Here is a 14,756-nt window from a genome sequence, read left to right on the forward strand (position 1 = left end):
CCGCGATGACCGCGCAGCCGAGGATCACCCACAGCGCGCCGTTGCCGAACATCATCCTGAAACCCCCACCCGCGCAGGCCCGACACCGCACCTGAACAGCCCCCCGCAGCGGAGCGGCCCCGCACCAGCGGACAACAGAAACCAACGGCTACCCGCCGCGATTCTCCGCGATCGCCACGAACTCCTCCACCGTCAGCGACTCCCCCCGCGCCTGCGGCGACACCCCGGCCGCGACCAGCGCGGCCTCCGCGGCGGCCGCCGAGCCGGCCCAGCCGGCCAGTGCCGCGCGCAGCGTCTTGCGGCGCTGGGCGAACGCCGCGTCGACGACGGCGAAGACCTCGGCCCGCGTCGCGCTCGTCTCGATCGGCTTGCTGCGGCGGACGAGGGAGACGAGGCCGGAGTCGACGTTGGGGGCGGGCCAGAAGACGTTGCGGCCGATGGACCCGGCGCGCTTGACCTCGGCGTACCAGTTGGCCTTGACGGAGGGCACTCCGTAGACCTTGTTGCCGGGCCGGGCGGCGAGCCGGTCGGCGACCTCGGCCTGGACCATCACGAGGGTGCGTTCGATGGTGGGGAACTGCTGCAGCATGTGCAGCAGGACGGGCACGGCGACGTTGTACGGCAGGTTGGCGACGAGCGCGGTGGGCGGGGGGCCCGGCAGCTCGGTGACGCGCATGGCGTCGTTGTGTACGAGTGCGAAGCGGTCGGCGCGGGCGGGCATGCGGGCGGCGACGGTGGCGGGGAGGGCGGCGGCCAGGACGTCGTCGATCTCCACGGCCGTGACCCGGTCGGCGGCCTCCAGCAGGGCGAGGGTCAGGGATCCGAGGCCGGGGCCGACCTCGACGACGACGTCGTCGGGCCGCACCTCGGCGGTGCGGACGATGCGCCGGACCGTGTTGGCGTCGATCACGAAGTTCTGGCCGCGCTGCTTGGTGGGGCGTACCCCCAAGGCTGCGGCCAGCTCGCGGATGTCGGCGGGGCCGAGCAGGGCGCCGGAATCGTCTGTGCTGGGGCTGGAGCTCACCCGTGAAGTTTACGGCCGCACACGGGCCACGGGCTCGCCCCCCGGCTGACGTAGAGCTTCTTGGCCCGGTAGGTCTGCTCGGCGGCGGGTGCGTCCTGGGGCCGGCCCTTGCCGCCGAGGCCCTGCCAGGTGCGGACGTCGAACTGGTAGAGGCCGCCGTAGGTGCCGGAGGGGTCGACGGCGTCGGGCCGGCCGCCGGCCTCGCACTGGGCGAGTCCCCGCCAGTTCAGGCCGTCCGCGCCCTGGACGGCGGTGGGGACGGCCTTGGTGCCGACCTTGACGATCTGGGTGCGGGGCAGCCGGACGGTCTCGACGGCGATCTTCTTGGGTTTCTGCTGGACGCCGTTGACGGTGCGCAGGGCATAGGTGACGCGTCGCACACCTTTCTCGCCGCGCTGGGCGACGACCTCGGTGCCCTTGTTGAGGGTGGGGTCGTCGCGGCGCTCGGTGGTGAAGTCGATGGGCACCTCGCGGACCTTCTGGCTGCCGGTGATCCGCATGACGGAGATCGTCTGGCCTTCGCGGGGGAAGCTGTCGGGGTCGACGGAGGTGGTGTCCTGGCCGCGCAGGGTGATGCCGGCGGCTTCGATGGCCTCGCGGACGGTCGCGGCGTTGGTGCGGATGGTGCGTTCGCGCCCGTCGGCCATGAAGGTGACGGTCCGCTCGGTGCGGACGTCCAGGTCCAGGCCCTCGCGGGGGATGGGTGCCGTGCGGGGGGCGGACAGGTGGGCCCCTTCGGCGCGGACGCCGAGCTCGCGGAGGGCGCCGTCGACGGTGCGGGCGGTGGTCCACACGTTGCGGTGCTCGCCGTCGAGGGTGAGGGCGAGGGGGCGTCCGTAGCGGACGGTGACCTCGTCGCCGCCGCCGAGGTCGTGGTCGTGGCCGGGGGTGACGGTGTCGTGTTCGCCGAGGGCCATGTTCTGGTCGGCGAGGAGTTCGTCGACGTCGTCGGCGAAGGTGTGGAGGGTGCGGGAGCTGCCCTCGATGGTGAGGCGGACCGTTTTGTCGCTGGCGACGAAGGCGGAGGTGCCGCCGGCGAGGAAGGCGACGACGAGGGCCTGCGGGAGCAGCCGGCGCAGGGCGTCGGGGCGTTCTCCGGCGCGCTTGCGGCGCCCGGCCCGGCGGCCGGGGGTGGGCTCGGGGTCCGCTGCGGGGCCGGTGGGAGGTTCGGCGGCCGTTTCGGGTGGCGCTTCGGTCCGGTGCCCGGCCTGGTGGGGGACGGGGAGCGGTTCGTCCTGGAGTTCGGGGTGAGCGTGGGCCCCGGCGTCGCGCGGCTCGGGCAGGAACGGGTCGTGGAGGGCGTGGGGCGGCTGGTCGTGTATCCCGTAGGGCTCGCCGGGCCCGTCGTAGGTCTCGTAGGGCGGGTACGAGGCGTACGGGTTGTACGGCTCGTAGGGGTCGTACGGGTTGTACAGCGGTGTTTCCGCCGCACCGCGGCGTGCGGCGCGGGGGTGGCCTGGTGCATGCGTCACGCGACACTCCCCTGGGTCGAGCTATCGGCCCGGGACTGTAGCGGAGCGAAGGTCACTCCCCAAAGTCATATGATCACACGGTGTCGCGGCAAACCTGATTTAGTACCCGAACACGCGCGCAGTATTTACTGCCACCGCTGTGGCCAGGGCGTCCTCGTCAACGCCCTTGTATCCGGCCATCGCCCGCAACGTGACCGGAATGAGGTACGGCGCATTGGGCCGTCCGCGATACGGCATCGGCGTGAGGAAGGGCGCGTCCGTCTCGACGAGGACGAGGTCGAGGGGGGCGACGGCGAGGGCGTCGCGCAGCGGCTGGGCGTTCTTGTAGGTGACGTTCCCGGCGAAGGACATGTAGTAGCCGGCGGCCGCGCAGACCTTGGCCATCTCGGCGTCGCCGGAGTAGCAGTGGAAGACGACCGTGTCCGGGGCGCCCTCCTCCTCCAGGATGCGCAGCACGTCGGCGTGGGCCTCGCGGTCGTGGATGACCAGGGCCTTGCCGTGGCGCTTGGCGATGTCGATGTGACGGCGGAAGGAGCGCTCCTGGGCGGCCGTGCCCTCGGGGCCGGTGCGGAAGTAGTCCAGGCCCGTCTCGCCGACCCCGCGGACGTGGGGCAGGGCGGCCAGCGCGTCGATCTCCTCCAGCGCCGCGTCCAGGGCGGCGTCGCCGCCCGGTACGCGGGCGCCCTGCCGCGACCAGCCGTCGGGGTCGCCGTGGACGATGCGGGGGGCTTCGTTGGGGTGCAGGGCGACGGTGGCCCAGACGCTGTCGTGGGCGGCGGCGGTCTCGGCCGCCCAGCGGGATCCGGCCAGGTCGCAGCCCACCTGGATCACGGTGGTCACTCCGACGGACGCGGCCTTGGCGAGGGCATCCTCGACGGAGCTGTTCTGCATGTCGAGGTGGGTGTGGGAGTCGGCGACCGGCACGTTCAGCGGCGCCGGGAGCGGCGGAGGGACGTCCTTGTCGTTCTGCTTCCGCTCGCCGCCGGGCTTGCCGCTGTCCGCTGCTGATGCTGTTGCCGCCATGCACGCGATTCTAGGGATCGCGTGCGACGGCGCTCACCTGCGGTGCTGGAAGGGGTGCAGGAGGTCCGACAGGTGCCAGTGGTGGGCCGGGCGGGGCGCCTCGGGGGGCTCCGGGACGATGCGTTCCGCAGTGGTGGCGTTGAGCGGCCCGGCCTGGGCGTGGCCGGTGTGGCGTACGGCCGCCTGAGGGGGCTGGTGCAGGTAGCCGGCGGTGTGGGAGACCTGGCCCGAGCGCATGATGCGCACGACGTGGCCGCCGCAGTTGTCACAGGTGGGGTTGGTCAGCGGGGACGGGACGCGCCTGCCGTCCGCGTAGTAGACGACGGAGGGCCGGCCCTCGGCGTCCGTGGGGTGCTGTATCTCGTACGACTGCTCCCACCCGTGCCCGCACCTCATGCACGCGAAGGCGTACGACTCGTGGGCGGGCTCCGGCGCGCCGGTGCCGGGCACCGGGCGCGCGGCCGGGTGGACCGTCGGGCGGACACCGTGGGAGGTTCCTGCGATCTCGCTCATGGCAGCTCCTCTTGTCCTCAAGGACAAGTCTCTCCGGGATCGGACGTCCCACTTACAGGGAACGCCCATCCTGGCGATCTCGCAGCAGCCTCTCCCCCGAATTGGGGCAAGCTTGGCGTCGCACTGCCCGAAATGCCAGGCTGCCTGGCCCAGGCTTTGCTTTTCACGATAGCCCTTTACCCGCTCATGGGCTCGGCTGTACCGCGGCGTTCTTGGCGGCGACGACGGCGTCGAAGACCTCGCGCTTGGGCAGTCCCGCCTCGGCGGCGACGGCCGCGATGGCCTCCTTGCGGCGCTCCCCCGCTTCCTCGCGCACCCGCACCCGGCGCACGAGCTCGGCGGGGTCGAGGTCCTGCGGGCCGGCCTCGGGGGCGCCCTCCACGACGATGGTGATCTCGCCGCGGACGCCCTCGGCGGCCCAGGCGGCGAGCTCCGCCAGGGGGCCGCGCTTGACCTCCTCGTAGGTCTTGGTCAGCTCCCGGCACACGGCGGCCCGGCGCTCGGGGCCCAGGACCTCGGCCATGGCGGCGAGGGTGTCGTCGAGGCGGTGCGGGGCCTCGAAGTAGACCAGGGTGCGGCGCTCGTCCACGACCTCCCGCAGCTTCGCGAGGCGCTCGCCCGCCTTGCGGGGCAGGAACCCCTCGAAGCAGAAGCGGTCGACGGGCAGGCCGCTGACGGCGAGCGCGGTGAGCACCGCGGAGGGCCCGGGCACGGCCGTGACCTTGATGCCCTGCTCCACGGCGGCGGCGACGAGCCGGTAGCCGGGGTCGGAGACCGAGGGCATGCCGGCGTCGGTGACCAGCAGCACCCGGGCCCCGCCCGCCAGTGCCTCGACGAGCTCGGGCGTGCGGGCGGACTCGTTGCCCTCGAAGTAGGACACGACCCGGCCGGTGGTGTGCACGCCGAGCGCCTGGGTGAGGCGGCGCAGCCGCCGGGTGTCCTCGGCGGCGATCACCTCGGCGGCGGCGAGCTCGGTGGCGAGCCGCGGGGGCGCGTCGGCGACGTCACCGATGGGGGTACCTGCGAGTACGAGCGTTCCAGTCACGGTCCCATCCTCGCAGGGTCGCGGGGCCGTGCCCTCACCCCGTGTGGAGCATCAGCCCGATCCCCAGCAGCATCAGGCCCGCGGCGGCGATCCGCGGCGTGCCGAACCGTTCCTTGAGCACTACCGCCCCGATCGCGGCGCCCACGATGATCGAGGACTCGCGCAGGGCCGCGATGGGTGCGAGCGCGGCGCGGGTCTGGGCCCACAGGACGAGCCCGTAGGCGGCGACGGAGAGCAGCCCGCCGAGGAGCCCGCGGGCGGCGTGGGGGCGCAGCTCGGCCAGGAGCCGGCCGCGGCGGACGGCGAGGGCGCGGGCGGGGATGGCGAGCCCTTCGAGGAGCATCAGCCAGGCGATGTAGCCGAGGGGGGTGCCGGAGGCGCGGACGCCGAGGCCGTCGACGACGGTGTAGGCGGCGATGGCCAGGCCGGTGGCCAGGGCGGCGCCGACGGCCGCCCAGTGGGGGCGGGTGCCGGAGCCGCGGATGCCCCACAGGGCGAGGCCGACGAGCCCCGCGGAGGCGACGGCCACGCCGGCGAGCTGCCAGCCGTCGGGGACCTCTCCGGCGAAGAGGGCGGCGAAGGCGGTGACGGCGAGCGGCGCGGAGCCGCGGGCGATCGGGTACATCTGGCCGAAGTCGCCGAGGGTGAACGAGCGCATGAGCAGCAGCTGGTAGACGACGTGCACGGCCGCGGAGGCGAGCAGGTAGGGCCAGGCTTCGGCGGCGGGCAGCGGGGTGAACGGCAGCAGGGCCGCTCCGCAGAGCGCCCCGCCGCCGCCGACGAGGGTGAAGGCGAGCAGCTGGTCCCGGATGCCGTGGGCGATGGCGTTCCAGCTCGCGTGGGTGACGGCGGCCATGAGGACGGCCGCGGCGACCAGTGGGGTCATCGGGCGTGCCCGCGCGGGCGGTCGGGGGTGCTCATGGGCGCGACGCTAGCGCTGGTTGCATGGGGCACGCTGTTGTGTCCGTCACCCGGTCCTTGTTCTTCCGGGCCCCGGCGCCCGGGCCTCTGTCATCCCGCGCGCAGGACCGCCGCGACGACCGGGCCCGCGGAGTCGCCGCCGTGGCCGCCCTGGGGGACGACCGCGGCCGCGGCCACGTCGCCGCGGTAGCCGGTGAACCAGCTGTTGGGCTTGTTCTGGTTGTCGATCTCGGCGGAGCCGGTCTTCGCGCCGATGTCGGAGCCGAGGCCGGCCATGGCGCGGGCGCCCGTTCCGGAGGTGGCGGTGAGCCGCATCATCGAGCGGAGCTGCCCGGCGACGCCGGCGGGCAGCGGGCGGGCGGCGCGGGCGAGTTCGCGGTCGTCGACGGAGGGGGCGACGAGGTAGGGCTGGTGGAAGGAGCCGGCGCGGACGGTGGCGGCGACGGAGGCGATGTTCAGCGGGGACATCTGGACGCGGCCCTGGCCGATCATCGCGGCGGCCTTCCCGGCGCCGGAGTCGGTGGGCACGCTGCCGTCGAAGCTGGCCACCCCGGTCTTCCACTCCAGGCCGAGGCCGAAGACGTCCTTGGCCTCGGCGGCGAGCGCGCCGTCGGCGACGGAGCCGGCCAGGGAGATGAAGGCGGTGTTGCAGGAGGCCGCGAAGTCCTGGGCGAAGGTGGCGCCGGGGTTCTCGCTCTCCTCCACGTTGTGGAACTTCATGCCGTAGGTGGCGTATTTGGGGCACGGCAGGGGCTTGGACGGGGCCGCCTTGCCTTGTTCCAGCAGCATCGCGGCGGTGACGATCTTCATGGTGGAGCCGGGCGGGGTCTGGCCGGAGAGCGCCGGGTTGAACTCGGTCTTGCGGGAGTTGGCGATCGCCAGGATCTCGCCGGTGCTGGGCTTGACCGCGACCACCGACGCGTCGGTGTGCTTCTCGACGGCCGTCTCGGCGGCGCGCTGCACGCCCGCGTCGAGGGTGGTGCGCAGTTCGGCGGGTCTGCCCTTGGATATCTCGTGCAGGACCTTGGGTTCGGCGGACATCCCGTCGGGGCGGGCGGCGCGCACCTCGACGGCGGCCCGGCCCCCGGCCTTCTCGCCGAACCGGCGGCGCAGCTCGGGCAGGACGGGGCCGAGGGAGGGGTAGTCCTTGGGGTCGAGCTTGGTGCCGTTGCGGTCGACGGCGGTGATCTCCGGGGCGGTGCCGGCTGCGGTCGTGAGCGTCTCGCCGGTCCCGAGCTGCGGGTGGATCACCGTGGGCTGCCAGTCGACGAGGGCCTGGCCGCTGGTCTGGCCGCGGACGACGGCGAGTGAGGACTCGTAGGTCCAGGTGGAGCGCTGTTCGCCGAGGCTGATCTCGGCGGTGGCGGTGAAGGGGACCTTCGCGCCGGTGGCGGTGCCGGGCTTGAGTGTCACCTTCTCGACGTGGGCGGTTCCGCGGTAGCCGGTGAGGGCGGTGGTGGCCGCCTGCACGTTGTCGGTCAGGGCGGCGGCCTTCGCGGTGTCGCCGGCCTGCCAGGCCGCGAGGAAGTCGCGGGCGGTCTTGTCGATCTCCTTTGACGTCGGGGGGCCGGTCCGGGCGGGTGCCGGGTCGGCGTGCGCGGCGTCGGTGTCGGTGACGGCGTTCACCAGGTTGTACGCGCCCAGTCCGGCGGTCCCCACCACCGCGGCCGCCGCCACTCCCATCGCGATCTTTGCACTCTTGTGCATGGGTCAGCCCCCTCCAGTTCCCCCACCGGTTTTAATCGGTTGATTAAAACCCCGTCCGGCACTGTACGGGACAGCGGTGACAGAGGGGACTGAATTGGCCGGAACCTGCTGTTCGGATGTGAGACTGCGTCAGGTCCGGTGCGGGGACCTCAGATCCACGAGTCGAACCACATCCGGTTGCGCCAGGCGTCCATCGAGATCGGATGGCCGGTGTAGAGGGGGAAGAAGTAGATGAAGTTCCACGCGATGAGCAGCACCAGCGTGCCCGCGCCGACCGCGCCCAGCACCCGGCGCCGCTCCGGGGACCCCGGCGGCCCCAGGATCGCCCCGATCATCATGGCCACCGCCAGGCACAGGAACGGCACGAACACCACGGCGTAGAAGACGAAGATCGTCCGCTCCTGCCACAGGAACCACGGCAGGTAGCCCGCCGCGACCCCGCACAGCACCGCGCCCGCCCGCCAGTCGCGCCGCAGGCCCCACCGGTAGAGCAGGTATACGAGCGCGAAGCAGGCCGCCCACCACAGCAGCGGGGTGCCCAGGGCCAGGACCTCGCGGGCGCACTTGTCGGCCGCGTCCTTCGGGCAGCCGTCCCGGCCGGGCTGCGGGGACTCGTAGAAGTACGAGACCGGGCGGGCCTGCACCAGCCAGCTCCACGGGTTGGACTGGTAGGTGTGCGCCGAGGAGAGGTTGGTGTTGAAGTTCCACACGTCGTGCTCGTACTTCCACAGGCTGCGCAGCGGGTTGAGGACGCCCGCCAGGAAGCCGTCGGGGCTGTGGCCGCCCTCGGTCTCCGCCCAGTGCCGGTAGTAGCCGCTGTGCTGCCAGCCGTCCTTCTCGCTGTAGGTGCCGCTCTTGGCGAACCAGCCGGACCAGGACGCCAGGTAGACGCCCGCGGCCACCGGCACCGTCGACAAGAACGCCCACGGCGCGTCGCGGCGCAGCGCGGCCAGGGCCGGGCGCCGGGCGCCGGCCGCCCGGCGGGCCCCCATGTCCCACAGGACCAGCAGCAGCCCGAACGCCGCCAGGTAGACCACGCCGTTCCACTTGGTGGCGCACGCCAGCCCCAGGAACACCCCGGCCGCGAGCCGCCACGGCCGCCATCCCAGCCCGAGCCGGCCGGCCACGGCGTCGTCGGGCCGCGCGGCGCCGTCGCCGTCGACGGGCAGCGCCGCCGCCAGGCGGGCCCGCGCCGTGTCCCGGTCGACCAGCACGCAGCCGAACGCCGCCAGCACGAAGAACACCAGGACGGAGTCGAGCAGCGCCGTCCGGCTCATCACGTAGTGCAGGCCGTCCACCGCGAGCAGGGCGCCCGCGAGGCAGCCCAGGAACGTGGAGCGGAACAGCCGCCGGCCGATGCGGCACAGCATGAGCACGCTGAGCGTGCCGAGCACCGCGACGGCGAAGCGCCAGCCGAACGGGTTCAGCCCGTACAGCCACTCGCCGATGCCGATGACCCACTTGCCGACCGGTGGGTGGACCACGAAGTCGGCGCCGTCGGTAAGGGGGGTGCGGCCGTCGATGATCTGGTCGTTGGCGTCGGTGGGCCACTTCGCCTCGTACCCGAACTGCCACAGGGCCCAGGCGTCCTTGGCGTAGTACGTCTCGTCGAATATCACCGCCTTGGGGCTGCCCAGGTGCCAGAAGCGGATCAGCCCGGCGAAGAGGGTGACGAGCAGCGGCCCCGTCCACCCCGACCAGCGCGCCCACAGCGCGGCCCGCGCCGGGCCCGCGCCCAGCGCCTCCCACACCCGCGTTCCCGGCTCGGGGAACGGCGGGACGAGCCGCTCCCGCACATCCGGCTGCGGCCTCACCGCGTAGCCGAACCGGCGGAGCCGGCGCTGCCACGGTGGCTGCTGCTCGTCCGCCGTCGGGCCCTGTCGTGCGGGGGTCGCGGTGTCACTGGTCACCGCGCCATCGTAGGGAACGAGCCTGTGCGAGTCCCGGGTGCACCGCCAGGGGCGCGCGCTCCCCCGGGCGGCGGGCCGGACGGGGCCGGGCCGCCGCGGCGCCCCTCACCCCTGTGTCACTCCTGCAGCACCGACAGCGTGTTCCCCGCCGGGTCGGTGAACCAGGCGATCGGCGGGCCCTCCTGCCGGAAGACGCCCTTCTCGTCCTGGCTGAATTCGGGGTAGCGCTCGAAGGTCACCCCGCGCGCGGCCAGCTCGTCCACGGCCCGGTCGATGTCGGGGACCGGGAAATTGAGGACGGTGAAGGACGCCGGGACGTGATCGGCCTTGGGGTACACCAGGATCTTCGTGCCGCCCTCGATGTGCAGGGTCAGCATCCCGTACTCCTCGGTGACGCGCAGGCCGAGCGTCTGCCCGTAGAACTCCTGGGCCCGCGGCACGTCGTCCACGGAGAAACCGCTGAACGCCTTGGTGGTGGTGAACATGCTCACGCTCCTCTGCCCGGTGACTGACGGCCGTACCGAGTCTTCAGGGCGGGCGGGGGAACGGCCCGCCGGACGGGCCGTTCGGGGGCTTCACTGTTCGGGGCCTCCACCGTTCGGGGACCTTCACCGTTCGGGGCCTCACAGGAGGGACAGCAGGGCGGCGAAGCGCGCGTTGCTGGGGCGGGCGGCCGCGGCGCCGACGGTGGCCTCCCACCGGCGGCAGTGCGCGGCGACGAACGCGGCCAGCGCCTCGGGGCGCGCCGACGCCCAGCTGGGGAACCTGGCCGCCCACGCCAGGACCTCGGCGCGGGGGCAGTCGGCCTCCATCAGCCGTACGGCCGTGTACGCGACGTCGACCCAGGCGGGGCCGAGGGCGGGGGTGGCCCAGTCGACGAGGTAGGCGCGGCGGTCGGTGACCATGAGGTTGTGGGGGTTGGTGTCCGTGTGGAGGAGCGCTTCCCCGCGCAGGAGCTCCCGGGTGCCGGCGGCGAGGAAGCGGGCCCAGCGGTCCTCGAAGCGCGGCACGGTGACCGTGCGCGGGGAGGGCAGGTCCTGGGCGGCCAGGAGGGCGTCGGCGACCAGCGGCAGGTCGGTGGAGCCGGGTGAGAGGTCCGCGTGCCGCCCGTCTATGTGCTCGAAGCCGAGCAGTTCCCAGCCGCCGGCCACGACGCGCCACCGCAGGCCGGGGCCCACGCCCCGGACGTAGCGGTTGATGGCCGCTTCCCAGCGCTGTCCCTCGCGGGCCTCGGCGTGGTCGAGGGGCACGCCCTTGACGAACACCGTGCCCTGGGCGGTCGTCAGGCTCGCCGCGGTGGCGCAGGTCAGGCCGTGGGGTATGGGGTGCGCGGCGACGACCGGCCCGGTACGGGCCTCGACGGCCGCCCGCACGGGGCGGGGCAGGCCGTGCCAGCCGGTACGAGGCACCCTTGATCCCCTCCCTCGGTGGGCAGGGGCGCTGTCGGAAACCCCTACCCACGGTGGGACAGGTTACTGCTGGGTGGCTCCGCACTTGCGGCACCGGGTGGCACCGCTCCACAGGACCCAGTCGTGTCCGCATCCGTCGTCGTTCATCGTGTTCCCCTCGTGCGTGCCGGTCTCCGGTCCGCCGGCCGTGGCGGGACCGCACTCGGAGAGGAAGACCGTCCCGGGGCCGCGCCGCGTTGCCTGGTGCCCCCGAAAGGCCGCCGACACGCCGTCAAACGGCGACTTTTTCCTGCTCCTCCTCGTCCTCCTCCAGCAGGCGGGCGGCCATCGTGTCCAGGGCGCGGTCGAGGAGGGCGCGGTCGGCGGGGTCGGTGATGTCCCAGTCGTCCAGGCGGGCGGCGAGCCAGGACCGCCAGGCCGCGCGCAGCCGGGCGATCTCGGCCTCGCCCGCCGGGGTGAGCGTGAGGCCGTCACCGTCGCGGCGGGCGAGGCCGGCCTCGACGACGCGGGCGAAGGCCGGTGCGAGGACTTCGGCGGGCACCCGGTGGGCGGCGGCCACCGCGGCCGGGTCGGCGGCGCCGCGGACGCGCAGCCGCCAGTGGATCTGGCCGAGCGTCCACGCCTCGGCGGGCCCGAGGGGGCTGTCGGAGGCGGCGAGGACCTGCCGGGTGACGGGCCCCTGCGCCCGGCGCAGGACGCTCGCGACGGCCCGTTCCAGCTGCCGTGCCGCTTCCGCGGAGTCGGGTGCCGAAAAGCCCTCGCCCATGTCGGAGGCCCCGGCCCGGGCGCTGTCGCGCAGCGGTACCTCCTTGAGGAACCAGGCGGCGGCGAAGCCCGCGAGGGCGACGGGCACGACCCACAGGAAAACGAAGTTGATGGTCTGCGCGTAGGCGTCGATGACGGGCGCGGCCTGGGCGGGCGTCAGCTGCTTCAGCCCCGCGGGGCTCTGCACGGCGGCGGGCGGCACCTCGGGGTGGCCGGCGAGGGCCTCTTCGAGGTTGGGCCGGAGCCTGCTGCTGTAGAGGGTGCCGAAGATGGCGGTGCCGAAGGAGCTGCCGAGGGTGCGGAAGAACGTCACGCCCGAGGTGGCGGTGCCCAGTTCGTGGTAGGAGACGGTGTTCTGCACGGCGATGGTCAGCACCTGCATGGCCAGGCCGATGCCCACGCCGAGCACGAACATGTGGAGCGACTCCAGCCACGGACCGGTGGCCGCGCCCATGGTCGACATCAGGAACAGGCCGAGCGCCATCACGGCCGAGCCGGCGATGGGGAAGAAGCGGTAGCGGCCGGTGCGGCTGACGACGATGCCGGAGAGCATGGACGCGCCCAGCAGCCCGGCGACCATCGGCAGCGCGCGCACGCCCGACATGGTGGCCGACACCCCGTCGACGAACTGCAGGTACGTCGGCAGGTACGTCATCGCGCCGAGCATCGCGAAGCCGACGATGAAGCTGAGCACCGAGCAGACGACGAAGACGGGGTTGCGGAAGAGGTGCATGGGCAGCATGGGTTCCTTCGCCCGCTGCTCCACCAGGACGAACGCCGCCAGCAGCGCGAGCGAGGCGAGGAACAGGCCGATGATGACGGCCGACCCCCACGGGTACTCGGTGCCGCCCCACTCCAGGCCGAGGACGAGCCCGGAGGCGCCGAGCGCCACCAGGACGATGCCCAGGTAGTCGATGACGGGGCGTACCGCCGAACGGACCACCGGGATGGTGCGCGCCGCCATGATCACCATGACGATCGCGACGGGCACGTTGACGTAGAAGCACCAGCGCCAGGTGGCGTGGTCGGTGAAGATCCCGCCGAGCGTGGGGCCGACGACCGTGGTCACGCCGAAGACGGCGCCGAGCGCGCCCTGGTACTTGCCGCGTTCGCGCAGCGGGATGACGTCGGCGATCAGCGCCATCGCGGTGACCATCAATCCGCCGCCGCCGATGCCCTGGACGGCGCGGGCGGCGATGAGCATCAGCATGGAGTTGGCCGCGCCGGCGAAGACCGAGCCGCCGACGAAGACGACGGCGCTGAGCTGGAAGACGACCTTCCGGCCGAAGAGGTCGCCGAACTTGCCGACCAGGACGGTGGAGACCGTCTCCGCCAGCAGGTAGGAGGTGACCACCCAGGCCATGTGCCCGCCGCCGCCGAGGTCCGCGACGATGGTCGGCAGGGCGGTGGAGACGATGGTCTGGTCGAGGGCCGCCAGCAGCATGCCGAGCACGATGGTGACGAAGACCAGGTTGGTGCGGCGGCGGCTGAGCACGGGCGGGGCGGCGGGGACGTCCGCCGTGGGCGCGGTGGCCGTGGTCATCGTGGCTTTACCTCCCGAAGCCGCCCGGAGTCTCCCGAAGCTCAGCATTCGGGCAGACGACCGCTCCCGCCACCGCTGGCGGCGCGCGGGTGAGCCAGGGGCGTGCAGAAGCGGTGCACACGCTCTTGCGAAGTCTTCGCAAGTCGCGCCTACTATCAGGCAGTTCTCTTGAATTCTCCGATGAACACACCATTCGGCAGATGCGGAGCCCGGCCATGCACGTGCCCGACGGTTTCATCGATGCGCCGGTGTCCGTGGCCGCCGGGGCCGCCGCCGCCGCGGCCGTCGCGGTGGCCCTGCGGGGCGCCCGGCGCGAGCTCGGCGGCGTCTGCGCCGCGTCCTCCCCGGCCCCCGCGTCCGCCGACCGCGTCGCCCCGCTCGCCGGGCTCGTCGCCGCCTTCGTCTTCGCCGTCCAGATGCTGAACTTCCCCGTCGCGGCGGGCACCAGCGGCCATCTGCTCGGCGGGGCGCTGGCCGCGGTCCTCGTCGGCCCGTACACCGGCGTGCTGTGCATATCCGTCGTCCTGCTGATGCAGGGCCTCCTCTTCGCGGACGGCGGGCTCACCGCCCTCGGCGTCAACATCACCGTCATGGGCGTCGTCACCACCCTGGTGGCGTACGGCGTCTTCCGCGCCCTGGTGGCCGTCCTGCCGCGCCGCGGGCCCGCCGTCACCGCCGCGTCCTTCGTCGCCGCGCTGGTGTCCGTGCCCGCCGCGGCCTGCGCGTTCACCCTCATTTACGCCCTGGGGGGCACCACCGACGTGCCGCTCGGCAAGGTCTTCGCGGCGATGGTCGGCGTCCACACCCTCATCGGCTTCGGCGAGGCGGTCATCACCGCGCTGACCGTGAGCGCCGTCCTGGCCGTCCGCCCCGACCTGGTGCACGGCGCGCGCGGCATGAGCGCACCCCTGGAGCTGCGCACCGCGCGCCGGGCGCCCGGCGCGGGCCCCTCCGCCCCGCGCTCCCCGGCCGGTTCCCTCGCGGCCCTGGAGCGCGACGCCCCGCTCGCCGGCCTCGTCAAGGGCGCCACCGCCCCTGGCCCCGGCCCCTGGCAGGGCCCGCCGGCCCCGCCAGCCGGGAAGGCGCCCCGCTCCGTCCGGCGCCTGTGGCTCGCCGGGCTGGCCGCCGCCCTGCTCTGCGCGGGCGGCGTCAGCTACTACGCCTCGACCAGCCCCGACGGCCTGGAGAAGGTCGCCCACGACAAGGGCCTCGACAGCAAGGAGGAGGAGCACGCCGCCAAGGGCTCCCCCCTCGCCGACTACCAGGTCAAGGACGTGGCGGACGAGCGGATCTCCGGCGGCCTCGCCGGGGTGATCGGCGTCGGGGCGACCCTCGCCGCCGGCACGGGCGTCTTCGTCGTGGTGCGCCGCCGCCGCACCAGGGCGGCCGCGCCCGAGAAGGCCCCGGCCACCGGGACGGCCTGA

Annotated in this window: 12 protein-coding genes; 1 reads left to right on the top strand and 11 read right to left on the bottom strand. The window is 73.5% G+C overall.

From position 1 onward, the window contains the following. Window positions 1-148: 148 nt before the first annotated feature. The 11 genes from rsmA to ABZ951_RS27775 form a co-directional block, all read right to left on the bottom strand. The gene (rsmA, locus tag ABZ951_RS27725) at window positions 149-1,024 is read right to left on the bottom strand and encodes a 16S rRNA (adenine(1518)-N(6)/adenine(1519)-N(6))-dimethyltransferase RsmA (RefSeq protein ID WP_344086291.1); all 876 of its coding nucleotides are present in this window, start codon (window positions 1,022-1,024) and stop codon (window positions 149-151) included. After that, window positions 1,021-2,496, bottom strand: coding sequence for a ubiquitin-like domain-containing protein (locus ABZ951_RS27730; protein ID WP_344086294.1), 1,476 nt, complete (start codon window positions 2,494-2,496; stop codon window positions 1,021-1,023). Before ABZ951_RS27730 ends, rsmA begins: the two co-directional genes overlap by 4 nt. Before the next feature lie 99 nt (window positions 2,497-2,595). After that, window positions 2,596-3,519: a TatD family hydrolase gene (locus ABZ951_RS27735; RefSeq protein ID WP_344086297.1), complete on the bottom strand. Its 924-nt coding sequence runs from the start codon at window positions 3,517-3,519 to the stop codon at window positions 2,596-2,598. A 33-nt stretch (window positions 3,520-3,552) separates the two neighbouring features. Beyond that, entirely contained in the window at window positions 3,553-4,032 is a 480-nt protein-coding gene (locus ABZ951_RS27740; protein WP_344086300.1) for a hypothetical protein, read from the bottom strand. A gap of 184 nt (window positions 4,033-4,216) precedes the next feature. After that, entirely contained in the window at window positions 4,217-5,077 is an 861-nt protein-coding gene (gene rsmI / locus ABZ951_RS27745; RefSeq protein WP_344086303.1) for a 16S rRNA (cytidine(1402)-2'-O)-methyltransferase, read from the bottom strand. A 34-nt stretch (window positions 5,078-5,111) separates the two neighbouring features. Continuing rightward, window positions 5,112-5,963 carry a DMT family transporter gene (locus ABZ951_RS27750; protein ID WP_344086306.1) on the bottom strand — a complete coding sequence of 284 codons (852 nt, stop codon included), beginning with the start codon at window positions 5,961-5,963 and terminating at the stop codon, window positions 5,112-5,114. A gap of 125 nt (window positions 5,964-6,088) precedes the next feature. Beyond that, window positions 6,089-7,705 (bottom strand): penicillin-binding transpeptidase domain-containing protein, encoded by a 1,617-nt coding sequence (locus ABZ951_RS27755; protein WP_344086310.1) that lies wholly within the window; start codon window positions 7,703-7,705, stop codon window positions 6,089-6,091. 149 nt (window positions 7,706-7,854) lie between these two features. Then, window positions 7,855-9,615, bottom strand: coding sequence for a phospholipid carrier-dependent glycosyltransferase (locus ABZ951_RS27760; protein WP_344086313.1), 1,761 nt, complete (start codon window positions 9,613-9,615; stop codon window positions 7,855-7,857). Window positions 9,616-9,731: 116 nt separating this feature from the next. Continuing rightward, entirely contained in the window at window positions 9,732-10,100 is a 369-nt protein-coding gene (locus ABZ951_RS27765; protein WP_344086316.1) for a VOC family protein, read from the bottom strand. Window positions 10,101-10,238: 138 nt separating this feature from the next. Next, window positions 10,239-11,024 (bottom strand): phosphotransferase, encoded by a 786-nt coding sequence (locus ABZ951_RS27770; protein ID WP_344086319.1) that lies wholly within the window; start codon window positions 11,022-11,024, stop codon window positions 10,239-10,241. Window positions 11,025-11,295: 271 nt separating this feature from the next. Further along, window positions 11,296-13,332, bottom strand: a complete 2,037-nt coding sequence (locus ABZ951_RS27775; RefSeq protein WP_344086323.1) for an MDR family MFS transporter — start codon at window positions 13,330-13,332, stop codon at window positions 11,296-11,298. Between the two features lie 215 nt (window positions 13,333-13,547). Here ABZ951_RS27775 and ABZ951_RS27780 point away from each other — a divergent pair, with 215 nt between their 5' ends. Continuing rightward, entirely contained in the window at window positions 13,548-14,756 is a 1,209-nt protein-coding gene (locus ABZ951_RS27780) for an energy-coupling factor ABC transporter permease (RefSeq protein WP_361280957.1), read from the top strand.

The organism is Streptomyces sp. NPDC046215 (genome assembly GCF_040646215.1).
Classification (GTDB): domain Bacteria; phylum Actinomycetota; class Actinomycetes; order Streptomycetales; family Streptomycetaceae; genus Streptomyces; species Streptomyces stramineus.